Raw genomic sequence first — 13,813 nt, forward strand, 5'->3', positions numbered from 1 at the left:
CTCATCCTTACGGATGGGCGGGGCGATTGGTTCCCTGCGGGAGCCTTTGCGCTCAGCGGGTCTCGATGACGACCGACTCGATGACCACGTCGTTCAGCGGGCGGTCGGTGCGCGGGTTCGTCTGGGCCGTGGCGATGGCGTCCACGACCTTCTGGCTGGCCGCGTCGGTGACCTCGCCGAAGATGGTGTGCTTGCGGTTCAGCCACGCCGTCGGGGAGACGGTGATGAAGAACTGCGAGCCGTTGGTGCCCGGGCCGGCGTTGGCCATCGCCAGCAGGTAGGGCTTGTCGAAGCGCAGGTCCGGGTGGAACTCGTCTTCGAACTGGTAGCCGGGGCCGCCGGTGCCGTTGCCCAGCGGGTCACCGCCCTGGATCATGAAGCCACTGATCACCCGGTGGAAGACCGTGCCGTCGTAGAGCTTGTCCGTGGACTTCTGGCCCGTCTCCGGGTGGGTCCACTCCCGCTCGCCCTGGGCGAGCTCGACGAAGTTCTTGACCGTCTTGGGCGCGTGGTTCGGCAGGAGCCGGACCACGATGTCGCCGTTATTGGTCTTCAGGGTGGCGTAGAGCTGCTCAGCCACGATCTGCCTTCCGTTGTCTTTCCGTGACTCCCTGATCCTCGCATGGACGGGCCCCCGCGTCGCCCGGCCTCGGTGCAGCGGGGGGAAACCCTCGGCGGGCGTGGGCAGAAAACCGGTCGAGTGGTCCCGGGGCGGGGGCGCTCGGCGGGGATCCGTGGCATTGTCGACGACAAGCTCCTGTTGCCCCCTATTCATCCGCTATTGCACGTGATCGGCGCTTGATGCCGACTCCCGTGACCCGGATGCCCTTCCACGCATGCCTGGTCGTGCGCCGGGAGGCATGATCCGTAAAAGGGTGGAAAGTCGAAATACCGTACGCCACCGAGGAGGAGGAACCCGTGACCCGCATCGACAGCGTGCGCGCCGCGACTGGTTCGGCGAAGGACAGCGTGCTGCACGCCGCGGAAGTGGTGGCGCCCTACGCCGACACGGCCAAGGACAGGGCCGCGCACTACGCACACGAGGCTCGCGTACGGCTGGCGCCCAAGGTGACGCAGGCCGCAGGGCAGGCGCGTGTCCAGTACGGCGCCCATGTGCAGCCGTATCTGGAGCAGGCCCGCACGCATGTGCCACCGAAGGTCGACCAGGCCGCCCAGGACGCCGCCGACCGCACCCGCAAGGCCGCCCGGCAGGCGGCGGAGTATTCCAGGCCGAGGATCGAGCAGGCGATGGCCGCGGCCGTGCCTGTCACGTCCGAGGCCGCGGCCCGGAGTGTGGCCGCGATGGCCGCGCTGCGCGGCCAGGTTTCGTCGAAGGAGATCCAGAAGCTGGTCCGTAAGCACGAACGGCGGGCCAGGGCCGGCAAGGCCGTGAAGACGCTGGTGCTTGTGGGCGCTCTCGCGGGCGGTGCCTTCGCCGCGTGGAAGTGGTGGGACAAGCAGGCCAATCCGGACTGGCTGGTGGAGCCGCCGGCCGCGACGGAGGTTCCCGAGTCGGGGCACTTGTCGTCCGTGGACGGCACGGGTCAGTCGGTTCTGGATCCGGAGGTCGAGGCCAAGCAGGCCGAGGAAGAGGCCGCCCGGCGCGACGACCGTTCCTGAGGACGTCGGATTCAACAGCACGGCGGGGGGGGGGGCCGCCCACCCCCCCCCTCCCCCGCCCCGCTCGAGTCGTCCCTCCCCCCCACACCCGCCGCCCCTGCAGTACGACAACGGTGTTCCCGCCGACCGGATCATGGGCGCCCTGTGGATCAAGAGCACGGCAAGTCAAGGGGCGGGCAACTGCGTTGAAGTCGCCGAGCTCCCCGACGGGCGGGTCGCCGTCCGGAACTCGCGGCACCCTTCGGGGCCCGCCCTGGTGTACACGCGACAGGAGATGGCAGCCTTTGTGGCCGGTGCTCGGGATGGTGAGTTCGACGGACTGACCGCGTAGCCCGGCGCGGAACAACGCTTGTCCGGTCCCATCGGGTTCTCCGCTCTGCGAGACTCGGACAAGCGTTGATCTCGCAGAGGAGAGTGCGTGCGCGTGGGATCTGATGGGCCTGCAGCGTCGATGTCCTCGCGGCAGCAGTCACAGCCGGATCCGGCAGCCCGCCTTCTCGGCGAGCGCCTGCGCAGGCTGCGCCTCCAGCGTGGTGTGACATTGAGTGAAGCGGCGGTGACGATCCGCGCTTCCGCCGCGAAGATCAGCCGCCTCGAGCGGGCCGCCACCCAGCCCAAGGCGCGGGACGTCCGTGATCTCGCGGCTTTCTACCGGGCCGGCCGCGAAGAGCTGGCGGAGATCGAGTATCTGCTCTCCCAGTCCTCCAACGGCGCCTGGTACACGCAGTACAGCGATGTCACACCGGACTTCCTCAAGAGGCTGATAGGCCTTGAGCAGGGAGCCGAGCGGATCATCATGTACGAGGCCCTCGTCGTACCGGGCTTGCTGCAGACTCGCGAGTACGCACGCGCGGTGATCTCCGCCGCCCTCCCGATGGACGCGGAGAACGAGCGGCGGGTGGCTCTGCGGCTGGACAGGCAACGGATTCTGAGGCAGCCGGACCGGCCTGTGCTCACGGCCCTGCTGGACGAAGGCGTGCTGCACCGGCCGCGCGGAGGCCGGCGGGTCATGAGACGGCAGCTGGAGCAGCTGCTGGCCCTGGGACAAGTGCCCGGGACCAATATCCGGATCGTCGAATTCGTCCACAGTGGGGATGTCTCACCGCCGTATCCGATCACGCACCTGCGGTTGCGGGACGGCCGGCCGGCGGAGGTGGTCTATGTCGAGAGCATCGGCAGCGCCACTTACCTGACCCGCCCGGAAGAGACGGAGCGCTACAGGCTGGTGCTGAATCGCCTGATGGAACAAGCGGCTTCCCGAAAGCGCACGGAGGAACTACTGCGCGAGGCGATCGAAAAGTACCGTTGAGCCCGGGTTCCGTGTTCCGTGCAGTCGTCGGCTCTTGTTTTCACAGTGCGACGACGCCGCCCCATTCCTCCCACTCGTTTCCCTGCTTCCAGACGGTCGGCTGGGAGTCGGGGCGCCATCGGCTCACTTCGACCAACCCCGGTTCCACCGGCCTCCAGTCCCGCAGGAATTCCGCGACCTCCGCTTTGGACCGTACGCGGCCCCAGCGCCCCCCGGTCGTGGTTGCCATCAGGTCGGTGACACCGTCCCGGATCGCCTTGTCGTCGCTGACGAGCTGGCAGACCACGAGGTAGCTTCCCGGGGCCAGTCGACTTGCCACGTCACGCAGAAGCGCGGCGGGATCGCTGGCGTCCGGGAGGCAGTGCAGGACGGAGACGAACAGGGCCGCGGTGGGCTTGGTCGGGTCGATCAGCCGCTGGGTGTCGCGGTGTTCGAAGATGTCATCGGTGTCACGCATGTCAGCGCACAGCACCGCCGTCTGGGCGTTCTCCTCCAGCATGGTGCGGCCGTGCGCGAGAACGATGGGGTCGTCGTCCACGTAGACCACCCGCGCCTGCGGGTCCGCCTTCTGTGCGATCTGGTGGACGTTGTCCTGCGTGGGCAGGCCGGATCCGTGATCGATGAACTGCCGGATCTCGCACTCCTCGGCCAGGAAGCGGACCACCCGTCGCAAGAAGGCGCGGTTGGTCAGGGCGAGTTCCTTGCTGCTGGGAGCGATCCGCAGCAAGTGGTCGCATGCCTCCCGGTCACTCGCGTAGTTGTCGGTTCCTCCGAGCAGCCAGTCGTACATGCGAGCCACACTCGGGGTCGTGACGTCGATCTCACGGTCTGTCGGCGTGTAATGGCCCATACGTCCTCCCCGAAGCGGCACCCAGCCGGCGTCCTGGGTGAACTGCCCATGGTAGGGGCGCACTTGGGGTGACGACAGGCCACGATCGGGCGATCGGGCCACCAGCTTCCGGACGCGCGGTCGTGCGACCCTGCGGCCCTGCGGCCCTGCGTGCACCGGAGGGCCGGCCCCGCCTCCGACCGGAAACGGGGCCGGCCCCGCGGTCATTCGATGCGCATGCGCACATAGCGGATGGACGAGCGACTGCGCAGGGCGACGCCCAGGACGCCTGTCGCGACCCCCATGGCGGCCCAGTCGGCATCCCGCACCGCGAGCCACGCCAGCACCCCGGCCGCCAGGAGCAGACCGAGGCACAGCTCCACTCGCCAGATGATCATCCGGCGAATTTGTGGACCGTACTGGCGCCAAATGCTAACTTCGCTATCGGCCGAGAGGGCATCGAACCTGCCTCGGCCAAACCTATCGATCACGTGAAGTCTTTCTCCTTCCATTGATCGCGCATGCCCCGGGGTGCTTCACCACCCTGGGGCATTTGCGTGCGCGGGGCTGTGCAGGGTCGTTTCCCTGCTGACGCCGCCACAGTAGCGGTCCCCCGTAAGGCCCGCCACGCGTTCGGCCAATGCAACAGTGGGATTTGTTGAGCCTGCAGCAACACCCATTAAACACAGCCGACTTGACCCCTCCCACCGCAGATCACACGTGACTTCCCAGAAAGCCAATTACGACCATCATTGATGGATTCGCGTCTCTTTCTGATCGATCTTTTCCGGAACAGCATCGATTACCCCGACCCTGACGCAGATAGCGCTTCCCGTCGGCCTTCCCATGCCCTGCGCTCGGGCCCCTGATCAAGGCGGGCGGAGGGGACCTGTGGAGCGTTTCATTCCGTATATCTGCACGTGCAGATGCAATAAGAGTGCAAGAGAGCGTCTCCTCCCACACACTCGGCGGGGGCCGGCCTCCCCGCCGCGAGCGGGCGCTCCCGACCGAGGCCGGGCGGGAGACCGGGCGGGAAGCCCGGCGAGGCCGCGTACAACAAGTGGAGCCGGGACAGCCGTCCCTGATGCAGCCCGGGAACCCGGAGCGGGCGGGCGCCCACGGGGATGCACCTGACACCACAACGCCCGGATCGGTTTCATCGCAGGGCGTCGACCGCCTCCCCAGCACGCCCCACCCATGGACCCCGGGCACACGAAGAGCCCCTCTGACCCAGGTTTCCCCAGGTCAAAGGGGCTCTCGCAGCGTGGAGCCTAGGGGAGTCGAACCCCTGACATCTGCCATGCAAAGACAGCGCTCTACCAACTGAGCTAAGGCCCCGGAAGGGGACGTCCGACCGGAGAAACCACGTCCCGGCGGGCGTCGGAGACCAGAGTACCGGGTCACCCCCGTGGTTCCGCAAAAAGATTGGGGGTCCCCGTCGCCGACCACTCTCCGTAAGATGCTCGGCGTGGTTCGCTACCGCGAACCGCCGTACATGGGGAAGCGATGGGGAGACGCAATGGACGCCGCACAGCAGGAAGCGACCGCAAGAGCGCGGGAACTGCAGCGGAACTGGTACGGGGAGCCGCTGGGGGCGCTCTTCCGTAGGCTCATCGACGATCTTGGTCTCAACCAGGCTCGTCTCGCGGGGGTTCTGGGACTGTCCGCACCGATGCTGTCGCAGCTGATGAGCGGTCAGCGGGCGAAGATCGGCAACCCCGCCGTGGTGCAGCGGGTGCAGCTGCTGCAGGACCTGGCGGGGCAGGTCGCGGACGGCAGCGTGAGCGCGGCCGAGGCCACCGAGCGCATGGAGGAGATCAAGAAGTCACAAGGGGGCTCGGTGCTCAGCAACACCACACAGACGACGAGCGGTTCGGGGGCGCCCACGGTCAAGCGCGTCGTGCGCGAGATCCAGTCGCTGCTGCGGTCGGTCGCGGCGGCGGGCGACATCATCGACGCCGCCGACACCCTCGCCCCGACCCATCCGGAACTGGCAGAGTTCCTCCGGGTCTACGGCGCCGGCCGCACCTCTGACGCCGTCGCGCACTACCAGTCCCACCAGAGCTGATCCCACCGCCCGGCCGCCGAAGGGGGTTCGGCAGCGGGCGTGGGTGAGGTGACGGGGACGCGTCACGGTACGGGCGGGGCACGAGGGGGCGTGTTCCGTACGGGGGACCGGACGACGCGAGGGGGACGTATCGCTCATCGGAGGAGTCGGGGGACGTCGGGGGAGCCGTTTCGCCCGTCGGGGAGTCGTAGTGCTCACCGAGGGGGAAGCAAGGGGGGGAAGCCGCAGGGGGAGGAGCGACGTACAGCCATGGGTGAGGTCTTCGCCGGCCGGTACGAACTGGTCGACCCGATCGGACGCGGAGGGGTCGGCGCCGTCTGGCGCGCCTGGGACCACCGCCGCCGTCGCTACGTCGCCGCCAAAATCCTGCTCCAGAGCGACGCGCACTCGCTGCTGCGCTTCGTCCGGGAACAGGCGCTGCGGATCGACCACCCCCATGTGCTCGCCCCCACCAGCTGGGCCGCCGACGACGACAAAGTCCTGTTCACCATGGACCTGGTCGCGGGCGGATCACTCGTCCACCTCGTGGGGGATTACGGCCCCCTCCCGCCGGCCTTCGTCTGCACCCTGCTCGACCAGTTGCTGTCGGGCCTGGCCGCAGTGCACGCGGAGGACGTCGTGCACCGTGACGTCAAACCCGCCAACGTGCTGCTGGAGGCCACCGGCACGGGCCGGCCGCGGCTGCGGCTGTCCGACTTCGGCATCGCGATGCGGCTGGGCGAGCCCCGCCTGACCGAGACCAACCTCGTGGTCGGGACGCCCGGCTACCTCGCGCCCGAGCAGATGATGGGCGCCGAACCGGACTTCACCGCCGACCTGTTCGCCGTCGGGCTGGTCGCGCTGTATCTGCTGGAGGGCGCCAAGCCGGACAGCAAGGCGCTCATCCAGTACTTCGCCGAGCACGGGACTCCCGGTGCGCCCAAGGGCATTCCTGAGCCGTTGTGGCAGGTGGTGGCCATGCTGCTCCAACCGGATCCGGAGGCGCGGTTCCGTACGGCCACGGGGGCGCGCAAGGCACTCGCCGCCGCCGCGGAGCTTCTCCCGGAGCCGGGCCCGGACGACGAGCTGATCGAGATCTTCGACCAACTCGGCCCGCTTCCCCGGGGTTTCGCCCCCGAGGGGCCGCTGGAGCGGGCGAAGGGGCTGGGCCTCCGAGAGGAACTGTCCGACTCCTCGAAGACGGGCGATGAACGGTTTCGGCGGAGTGATGACGAGGGCGAGCTGTCGGTGCCCGGCGGGCAGCACGCCGAGCCGCACCCCTACGCGGTACCGACCGACCCGCAGCGGACCACCGACCCGTCGGCCGGCCCCGCCCGGCCGCCTTCGATGTCGGACACCGGCAGCTTCCATCTGCCGCCCCCGCAGGCCACCGTCACCTCGTCCCCCGCCCCGGGGCAGCACGCCGAGGCACCGCACCGGCAGCAGCAGCCTGTCTCCCCCTATGACTCCACGCACCGGCTGTCGCCCGCCCAGCCACTCCCACCGGTGTACTCCGGCCCGCCCCAGCCCCCTGCGGAGCAGTACCGCACGGACGCCTCCACAGCCTCGTACACGGCCCGGACCCCGCAGGCCCCGCCGATCGGCCAGACGCCGTCACGGCACCGGGCGCAACGGCCCTCCCGCCCCGGGCCGCCGACCAAGGTGGCGGTGCCGCTGCTGCTCCTCGCGCTGGCCTGCTACGCCGTGGGCTTCTGGGCCCTGACCCAGCTCTGAGACCCTTGCGAGGGCCCCGCGCCCGCCCTACGCGGCGTTCCTGCGCCGAGCCATCAGGGTCCACACCCCGAGTCCCACCAGCACGGCGCTCCCGGTGCCGATGCCGCCCACGGCGAGCGCCCTCATGGCGGTGTCATCGCCCGTTGCCACGCCCTCCGCGGCCGCCTCCCGGTCCTGGTCCGAGACCTCGAAGACGCCTTTCGGCTCGGACTCCCCCGCGTACTCGGGCCCGCCCCGCGGCTCCCCGCTCACCCGGACGCGCAGCGTCATCACGAACGGCCCGTCCCCGAAGGTGTCGGCGACGTCCTTCGAGAGATGGGCGACGAGGTAGTAGGAACCGGCGAAGCGCAACGCGCTCACCTGCGCGGTGGCGGCGTAGCGGTTGGCATGGTCGACCGGCGGCAGGGGAGGCAGGCTCCCGGACTTCTGGCCGCCGTCGTAGCCGACACCCACATCGGCGACACGACCACGCGCGGGGTTGTAGACAGCCAGGTCCAGCGCGTCGGACGTGTAGCCGGTGGCGCCGGAGTCCGAGCTGCCGAGGTCGGCCGTGACGGAGACCTGCTGTCCCCAGTCGACCGGCACCGCGTAGAAGAGTGTCTGGCCGGGCCTGATGTCGTCCTGCCAGACTCCCTGGTCGAGAGGGGTCGCCGCGGTGAAGCCCGCGCCGCCCTTCCGGCGGTCGGACTCTCCCTGGAGCGGCTGGGGCGTGGCGGAGTCCCACACCTGGGGGGCGGTGGTCGCGCCGGCCTTCGCCGTCCGCGGTTCCGTCAGGGCGACGAGCTCCAGGTCCCAGGCGTCCGGCGAGGAGCCCTCACCCTCGGGGTCGACGCGCTCGACGGTCACGAAGTACGCACCGGCCTTCTGGCACAGCGCCCTGCCGGTCTCGCGTCTGCCCCATGCCGCGATGGGGTGGGGGCTGCGGGCGGCCCCGAAACTGGCGGTGTCGACGGAGCAGGTGCTGCCCTCGGCGTCCTGCACGGACACTCTGATCCCGTCGATGACGGAGACGGTGCTGCCGGGGGAGGGGACGGCGGTGACGGAGACGTAGGCGTTCGACGCGGCGTCGAGCTCGAGGCGGTAGCTGACCTTGCCGCTGCTCGGCAGGGAGCTCTTGTAGGCCCCGCCGGGTTTCAGGGGGGCGGCATGCCCGGTGCTCCTCGCTCCCTCGACGCTGTGCGCTCCGTCGGCGAAGGCGTACGGGCTCGGCGTGCCGGAGGCCTCTCCGGCGGCGGCGGTCTGCCCCGGTATCACGGCTGCTGTCGCACCCAGCACCACGGCCGCGGCGCCGACGCGCACGGCGACCACCGGACGGGCGCGCCACGCCCCCGCGTGCCGCCCCCACGCCGTACGACACCGTCTCCTCACGTGCCACCCCTCACCGTCGCCGGACCACGAAGCCGTGAAACCGTGGCCCATCCTGCCGCGCCGGCCGGGTTCACGACCGGCCCTCGGCACACAAAACCCCGACCGCGAGGCGGCCGGGGTGTGTTCGGTCTGGGTTGTCGTGACTCACGAACCCGTGGGCACGGAGTCAGTCGCCTCCGTCCACAGATCCTGCTCGGCGCGATCCGCCTGGATCTGGCGGTACACGAGGAGCCCGCCGATGGCGGCCAGTGCGACCAGGAGAAGCTTCTTCACCGCGCGACCTCGTCTTTCCTTGACGTAGGGGACCTCTGCCGCCCGACTATACACACCGACCGATACCGATCGGTGACCTGAGTCGGCCCTCAACTCCCGTCCCGGGAACCGGGATAGAAGCGGAGTTCACCGCTCCGATCGGAGGGTGATCACACCCCGACGGACGGTTACTTTGATCTCCTTTCGCCGCTCTCCTCAGCTTTCCTCCACTCTTGCGCCCATCCGGGTGGTGTTCATCGGAACATCGACGCGCCACGGGCGTAGATCCACCACTTCTCGACCCCCATACACATCATGAGGAAAGTACGCAAATCGCCCAACCCGAAAGTGAGGGGCCATGGCCCGGAACAAGGTCATGAAGGTGTGGACCGCCATCGTCACCGCCTTCCTCGCGCTGTGCACGGCGCTCGGACTCGTCACCACGACCGCTGCCGCGGCCGTACCGCAGACCGAGCGCAAGAGCAACAGCAACAGCAACAGCAACAGCAACAGCGCGAGCATCCCGCAGCAGCGGACGGCGGCACCGGCGACGTACCCCTTGACCTCCTCCAGGGCCCTGCCCCCCACGATGAAGCAGCGCATCCGCGCCGAGGCCCACGGCAAGACCCCCCGCTGCCGGCACCGCTCCCCCGCGGACACGGCGGCCACCCCCGGCACCGACTGCACCGATGAGGACCCCGACGCCGAGGCGGACCATCTCACGCCCCTCCGGCGCTGAACCCCCGGTACAACGTCCTGGCGATCCCGCGTACAGAGCCCGGCAGCTCGACAGAGCCGCCGGGCTCACGCATGTCACGGCTCACTGCTTGAGCATGTCCCGGCTCACTGCTTCCGCTGGCCGAGGACACAGAACTCGTTGCCTTCGGGGTCGGCCATGACGACCCACGACTGGTCGCCCTGGCCGATGTCGACACGCTTGGCGCCGTGGGCCTCGAGGCGAGCCACCTCGGCGGCCTGGTCGTCGGGCCTGAAATCGAGGTGCAGCCGGCTCTTGGACTGCTTGGTCTCCTCGATGCGGACGAAGTCCAGCCCTGGCAGGCGATCCGGCTCCGGGCGGATCTCGAACTCGTCATCGGAGGAGTAGACCACTACCCAGCCAAGAGCCTCGGCCCACCACCGACCCAGAGCCACCGGATCCACCGCGTGAACGATTACCTGTTCCCATTCCAAGGTCATTTGCCGAGTCTAGGCATGCGGAGATCGCGAGAACCGGCGGTTGGAGCACTTGGCGGGGGGACCCGAACCGCGGCTGATGTCGGCCCGGGACAGCAAAGAACCCCAGCCGGTGTCGACTGGGGTCTTTTCGCTGGTGGGGCTAACAGGATTTGAACCTGTGGCCTCATCCTTATCAGGAAACAGCTCTCCCTAGATGATCTCCGCAGGTCACCTGACCTGCGGCGCTTATCCACATCTACAGCTGTCTACCTTGTGGATAACCGCCCGACCCCTGTGGAACGTAAGCCATCCCCGGGGTAGTTCCGGGGTAGTCACGGGGTGGCTCACGCTGCCGACACCACCCGCAACCGGCGCCGCGACGCCTGGGGCACCGCGCCCGGCTTGCCCTCCTCCAGCGCCGCCAGGACCTGGCCCGCATAGTCCGCTGCCGCGTGCGTGTAGATCCACGTCACCTCACCCGCGCGCTCGTGCCCGAGGATCTCCTGCGTGATCACCTCGGGAACTCCGCGGTCGTGCAAACGGGACGCGTACGCATGCCGGACGTCGTGGAAGTCCGGCCACCAGTCGGTCCGTTCCAGCTCGACCGTTCGCGCCCGGCCCGTCTGCTCGTCGACCCGCTGAGCCTTGACCGTCTTCACCGTCGTGCGGACGACGCCGGCCTTTGTGATGGCGTCGATCCAGAGCCGCCGGAACGCGGACCGACGCAGCGGCGCGCGGTACGGCTCGCCGCTGCCGCCGTTCTGCCGGCTGCCGCGGCGCACCTTGTTCCGTCCGTGGAAGACCAGCTCGTTCTCACAGAGGCCGTCCTTCGGCTCAGATGCTTCTCGGCTCGCATCCGGCTCACTGGCCCACACTTCGCGCAGCACCCTGGCGGCCAAGCCGGTCATGGGTACCGTGCGCAGACCGGCGTCGCTCTTCGGGTACGCCTTGCGCTTGATCTTGCCACGCGGCTCGACCAGGACCTCGCGTACATGGATGCGGCGGCCCTCGAAGTCGACGTTGCTCCAACGCAGGCCTGCCAACTCCTGGAAGCGCAGGCCGGTCTCCTGGGCGACGATCAGCAGATTGTGGAAGTGCTCGGGCAGCTTCTGCCTGATCAGCCACAGCTGCGCGTACGAGGGCGGCCGCCGGTCCTCGGGGTGCTTCTTCTTGATCGTGGGGAGCTTCACGCCCTCCGCCGGGTTGAAGGGGAGACGGCGATCCCGCTTCGCGTCTTCCATCATCCGGTCCAGGACCTGGAAGCACTTCGTGACCGAGCTGGCGGCCAGTGGCCCGCCGTTCTCGTCGTGCAGCCCGTTCACCCAGAGCTGGATTTCGCGCCAGGCCAGCTCGTACAGACGGACGTTGCCGAAGGTGGGCTCGATGTGGTTCCGCCACATCCCCTCGTCGCGGAGCTGGGACTGGGACCAGTCCTCGATCCGGGTGCAGCCCTTCGTCTGGGTCGGCCACCACAGGTTCCACCAGGCGGCGAGGGTGATCTCGCCGCGGGCCGGGTCGATCCACGTCCGCTGCCGCATCTCGGTGCGGGTCTGCTCCAGGAAGGCGACGGCGGCATCGAAGTCAGGCTTCGTCTTGCTGCGTTCCTTGCCAGATGGGTCGGTGTACCGCGCTTCCCAGCTGCCGGTGTGTTCGTCGGTGGACGGCCGGTCGCCGGGGAACTTCTTCATGCAGGGCGGGCAGCCGCACTTCATGCTCGGGTTGGGGCGTGGGTTGTTAGTGGCCCTCGGCAGGGCCTTTTTGCGCACCATCGGGCGTGCTCTCCTGATCAGAGGTTCGAGGCGCCGACGGGCAGTGCGGTGACCGTGAACTCGCTCGGGAGCTCAATGCGTGTACCGCAGAAGCAGAAGAGGCCGGCGCCGGGGATGGCTGGTGCGCCGAGGTCGACCGCGAGGATCGCGTGCAGTTCTCTGATCAGGTCGTGGGGGTGGGTGCCCCTGTTGACGAGGATGGTGACCTCGTCCGGGTCCCAATGGGCGATCGTCGGGAGATCGTCGACCACGGCAATGCGGATGCACACAGGTGTCCCCCAAGGATGTGCGTGCGGGCACGGAATGATCCGCTCCGGGAGGACAGCGGGTGACTGATCGTACCTGTGTGTGAAGGTAGTGGGGAGACCGATAGGAAGATCAATCAACGGTTTGTTTTAGAGGCCAACCATTCCCGATAGGTAACCTCATTTCAGACATATTGGGTCACTTAAAACAGACCGACCGGGCTTAGGCAACCCTTACCAAATACTATGAGACGCGACTAACTTGGACGGTTGCCGCAGCATCTCGGAGCATGGCTTCGGCGAACTTGAGCAGGTCGCGCTGCTTGTTCTCAGGGAGTTGGCGATACAGAGTGAGCAGTCGACCCTCACGCTCCTCGTCTGCCCGCCCGGGGACCGGTCGACCGGCCGCCTCGAACATCTCCTTCGGCGTGGTGGCCACCCCCCATGCGCGGAAGGCGTCGACCAAGGCCCGCAGCGTGTCCGGGGCGACGCGGGAGGTTCCGCGGGTCCGGTTCATCCACGCGTTGAGGGTCGGATAGGAGATGCCGGCCGCGCCGGCCAAGTCCTTCTGGGTTCTGCCGGGCGCCTGCTCGAGGAGGCGCTCGAGTAGTGCCGCCAGGTCCTCGCCGCGGTGGGCTTGGTCCTCGGCGGGGTGGGTCTCGCCGGGGTCATGCTGGGGGCTCGTCACGCTCTGAGGATCGTGCATCCTCATCTACATACGCAAGTAGATCGCAGACCGATGACCCGTTCTTGACGGTACTCCGGCGCATCTACATCGCCCCTGCGCGCCCCTCTCTCGCGTAGCCACGCCCCTGTGCGTATCCCTTGACTCGGTATGCATCTACACGTAGATTGTAGATACCGCAGGTCAGCAGGACCTACGGACCCCTGGTTCGGCCATGCGCCGGAGGTTTCACCATGCGACGACTGGACAAAGGTGCCCCGCTGCGGGCCGCCATGAAGGCGGCCGGGCTGGACATCCCACGCCTCGCCGCCAAGACGAAAGACGTAGATCCCACGGGCAAGGGACTGTCCGCCTCGTACGTCGGATTCATTGTCGGGAACGGCAAGACGGCGCGCGACGAATGCAGCGACCGGGCCGCCGAGCTCATCGCAGCATGCGTCGACAAGGAGGTCACCGATCTCTTCGAGGCGTCCATTCTCTTGACCTCAGAATCTACATCTACGCGTAGATCGAAGATCGAAGGGCGGCGGAAGCCGGACCTGCCCGAGCGGCTGATGGATCAGCGGGAGCTCTCGCAGTTCCTGCGCAAGTCCCCGAGCTGGATCGACAAGCAGATCCAGGACGCGAAGCAGCGCGGTGAGGTCTGGCCCGGCCTGATCTACGTCGGCAGCAGCCGGCGGTTCGACCTGCACGCCGTCCTCGACGCGATGCGGCAGCGCGCCGCCTGACACATGGAAGGGCCGCCCCGGATGCGACCCGGAACGGCCCCCCTCACACAC

General features: G+C 68.4%; 16 protein-coding genes and 1 tRNA gene. 7 read left to right on the forward strand and 10 right to left on the reverse strand.

All coding sequences use genetic code 11. The features are described from left to right. Positions 1 to 52: 52 nt before the first annotated feature. Positions 53 to 580, reverse strand: coding sequence for a peptidylprolyl isomerase (locus IO24_RS0120260; protein WP_031137575.1), 528 nt, complete (start codon positions 578 to 580; stop codon positions 53 to 55). A gap of 338 nt (positions 581 to 918) precedes the next feature. Between IO24_RS0120260 and IO24_RS0120265 the strand changes: the two genes are divergently transcribed. The 3 genes from IO24_RS0120265 to IO24_RS0120270 all read left to right on the forward strand — a co-directional run bounded on the left by IO24_RS0120265 (position 919) and on the right by IO24_RS0120270 (position 2,929). After that, positions 919 to 1,620, forward strand: a complete 702-nt coding sequence (locus tag IO24_RS0120265) for a DUF5324 family protein (protein ID WP_031137576.1) — start codon at positions 919 to 921, stop codon at positions 1,618 to 1,620. A 133-nt stretch (positions 1,621 to 1,753) separates the two neighbouring features. Further along, complete coding sequence (locus IO24_RS43155; RefSeq protein ID WP_078965992.1) at positions 1,754 to 1,951, forward strand: DUF397 domain-containing protein; 198 nt, start codon at positions 1,754 to 1,756, stop codon at positions 1,949 to 1,951. An 87-nt stretch (positions 1,952 to 2,038) separates the two neighbouring features. Beyond that, complete coding sequence (locus IO24_RS0120270) at positions 2,039 to 2,929, forward strand: DUF5753 domain-containing protein (protein ID WP_031137577.1); 891 nt, start codon at positions 2,039 to 2,041, stop codon at positions 2,927 to 2,929. A gap of 40 nt (positions 2,930 to 2,969) precedes the next feature. Here IO24_RS0120270 and IO24_RS0120275 read toward each other — a convergent pair whose 3' ends face one another. From IO24_RS0120275 to IO24_RS0120285, 3 genes are all read right to left on the reverse strand, one after another. After that, positions 2,970 to 3,779: an SAM-dependent methyltransferase gene (locus tag IO24_RS0120275; protein ID WP_031137578.1), complete on the reverse strand. Its 810-nt coding sequence runs from the start codon at positions 3,777 to 3,779 to the stop codon at positions 2,970 to 2,972. A 203-nt stretch (positions 3,780 to 3,982) separates the two neighbouring features. Then, positions 3,983 to 4,156: a hypothetical protein gene (locus IO24_RS0120280; protein ID WP_157851277.1), complete on the reverse strand. Its 174-nt coding sequence runs from the start codon at positions 4,154 to 4,156 to the stop codon at positions 3,983 to 3,985. An 867-nt stretch (positions 4,157 to 5,023) separates the two neighbouring features. Beyond that, positions 5,024 to 5,096 (reverse strand) — tRNA-Ala (locus IO24_RS0120285). A gap of 181 nt (positions 5,097 to 5,277) precedes the next feature. On the opposite strand from IO24_RS0120285, the gene IO24_RS0120290 reads away from it, so the two are divergent. Next, a complete protein-coding gene (locus IO24_RS0120290) occupies positions 5,278 to 5,826 on the forward strand; it encodes a helix-turn-helix domain-containing protein (RefSeq protein WP_031137580.1) in 549 nt (182 codons plus the stop codon). A 249-nt stretch (positions 5,827 to 6,075) separates the two neighbouring features. Further along, positions 6,076 to 7,539 (forward strand): serine/threonine-protein kinase, encoded by a 1,464-nt coding sequence (locus IO24_RS0120295; protein ID WP_031137581.1) that lies wholly within the window; start codon positions 6,076 to 6,078, stop codon positions 7,537 to 7,539. A 27-nt stretch (positions 7,540 to 7,566) separates the two neighbouring features. Here the strand turns inward: IO24_RS0120295 and IO24_RS0120300 are convergent, their stop codons facing one another. Together IO24_RS0120300 and IO24_RS46005 are read right to left on the reverse strand one after the other, a co-directional pair. Continuing rightward, a complete protein-coding gene (locus IO24_RS0120300; protein ID WP_031137582.1) occupies positions 7,567 to 8,907 on the reverse strand; it encodes a hypothetical protein in 1,341 nt (446 codons plus the stop codon). A gap of 144 nt (positions 8,908 to 9,051) precedes the next feature. Continuing rightward, a complete protein-coding gene (locus IO24_RS46005) occupies positions 9,052 to 9,180 on the reverse strand; it encodes a DLW-39 family protein (protein ID WP_003999697.1) in 129 nt (42 codons plus the stop codon). A 337-nt stretch (positions 9,181 to 9,517) separates the two neighbouring features. Here IO24_RS46005 and IO24_RS0120310 point away from each other — a divergent pair, with 337 nt between their 5' ends. After that, entirely contained in the window at positions 9,518 to 9,898 is a 381-nt protein-coding gene (locus IO24_RS0120310) for a DUF6344 domain-containing protein (RefSeq protein ID WP_031137583.1), read from the forward strand. Between the two features lie 104 nt (positions 9,899 to 10,002). Here IO24_RS0120310 and IO24_RS0120315 read toward each other — a convergent pair whose 3' ends face one another. From IO24_RS0120315 to IO24_RS0120330, 4 genes are all read right to left on the reverse strand, one after another. Then, positions 10,003 to 10,356, reverse strand: a complete 354-nt coding sequence (locus IO24_RS0120315) for a VOC family protein (protein WP_031137584.1) — start codon at positions 10,354 to 10,356, stop codon at positions 10,003 to 10,005. A gap of 323 nt (positions 10,357 to 10,679) precedes the next feature. After that, entirely contained in the window at positions 10,680 to 12,023 is a 1,344-nt protein-coding gene (locus tag IO24_RS0120320; RefSeq protein WP_031137585.1) for a site-specific integrase, read from the reverse strand. A gap of 98 nt (positions 12,024 to 12,121) precedes the next feature. Further along, positions 12,122 to 12,355, reverse strand: coding sequence for a hypothetical protein (locus IO24_RS0120325; RefSeq protein ID WP_234335180.1), 234 nt, complete (start codon positions 12,353 to 12,355; stop codon positions 12,122 to 12,124). A gap of 238 nt (positions 12,356 to 12,593) precedes the next feature. Then, the gene (locus IO24_RS0120330; protein WP_045296016.1) at positions 12,594 to 13,037 is read right to left on the reverse strand and encodes a helix-turn-helix domain-containing protein; all 444 of its coding nucleotides are present in this window, start codon (positions 13,035 to 13,037) and stop codon (positions 12,594 to 12,596) included. A gap of 230 nt (positions 13,038 to 13,267) precedes the next feature. Here IO24_RS0120330 and IO24_RS42140 point away from each other — a divergent pair, with 230 nt between their 5' ends. After that, positions 13,268 to 13,762: a hypothetical protein gene (locus IO24_RS42140; RefSeq protein ID WP_052686593.1), complete on the forward strand. Its 495-nt coding sequence runs from the start codon at positions 13,268 to 13,270 to the stop codon at positions 13,760 to 13,762. The last annotated feature ends 51 nt before the right edge of the window (positions 13,763 to 13,813 follow it).

The sequence above is a fragment of the Streptomyces flavovariabilis genome, from assembly GCF_000725785.1.
Lineage (GTDB): Bacteria > Actinomycetota > Actinomycetes > Streptomycetales > Streptomycetaceae > Streptomyces > Streptomyces hawaiiensis.

Bases quoted from the DNA above. Each gene is read 5' to 3' on its own strand.
- IO24_RS43155 (WP_078965992.1), top strand. From the start codon at position 1,754: ATGGGCGCCCTGTGGATCAAGAGCACGGCAAGTCAAGGGGCGGGCAAC.
- IO24_RS0120310 (WP_031137583.1), top strand. From the start codon at position 9,518: ATGGCCCGGAACAAGGTCATGAAGGTGTGGACCGCCATCGTCACCGCC.
- IO24_RS0120320 (WP_031137585.1), bottom strand. From the start codon at position 12,023: ATGAAGAAGTTCCCCGGCGACCGGCCGTCCACCGACGAACACACCGGC.
- IO24_RS0120275 (WP_031137578.1), bottom strand. From the start codon at position 3,779: ATGGGCCATTACACGCCGACAGACCGTGAGATCGACGTCACGACCCCG.
- IO24_RS0120295 (WP_031137581.1), top strand. From the start codon at position 6,076: ATGGGTGAGGTCTTCGCCGGCCGGTACGAACTGGTCGACCCGATCGGA.
- IO24_RS0120280 (WP_157851277.1), bottom strand. From the start codon at position 4,156: ATGATCATCTGGCGAGTGGAGCTGTGCCTCGGTCTGCTCCTGGCGGCC.
- IO24_RS0120315 (WP_031137584.1), bottom strand. From the start codon at position 10,356: ATGACCTTGGAATGGGAACAGGTAATCGTTCACGCGGTGGATCCGGTG.
- IO24_RS0120290 (WP_031137580.1), top strand. From the start codon at position 5,278: ATGGACGCCGCACAGCAGGAAGCGACCGCAAGAGCGCGGGAACTGCAG.
- IO24_RS42140 (WP_052686593.1), top strand. From the start codon at position 13,268: ATGCGACGACTGGACAAAGGTGCCCCGCTGCGGGCCGCCATGAAGGCG.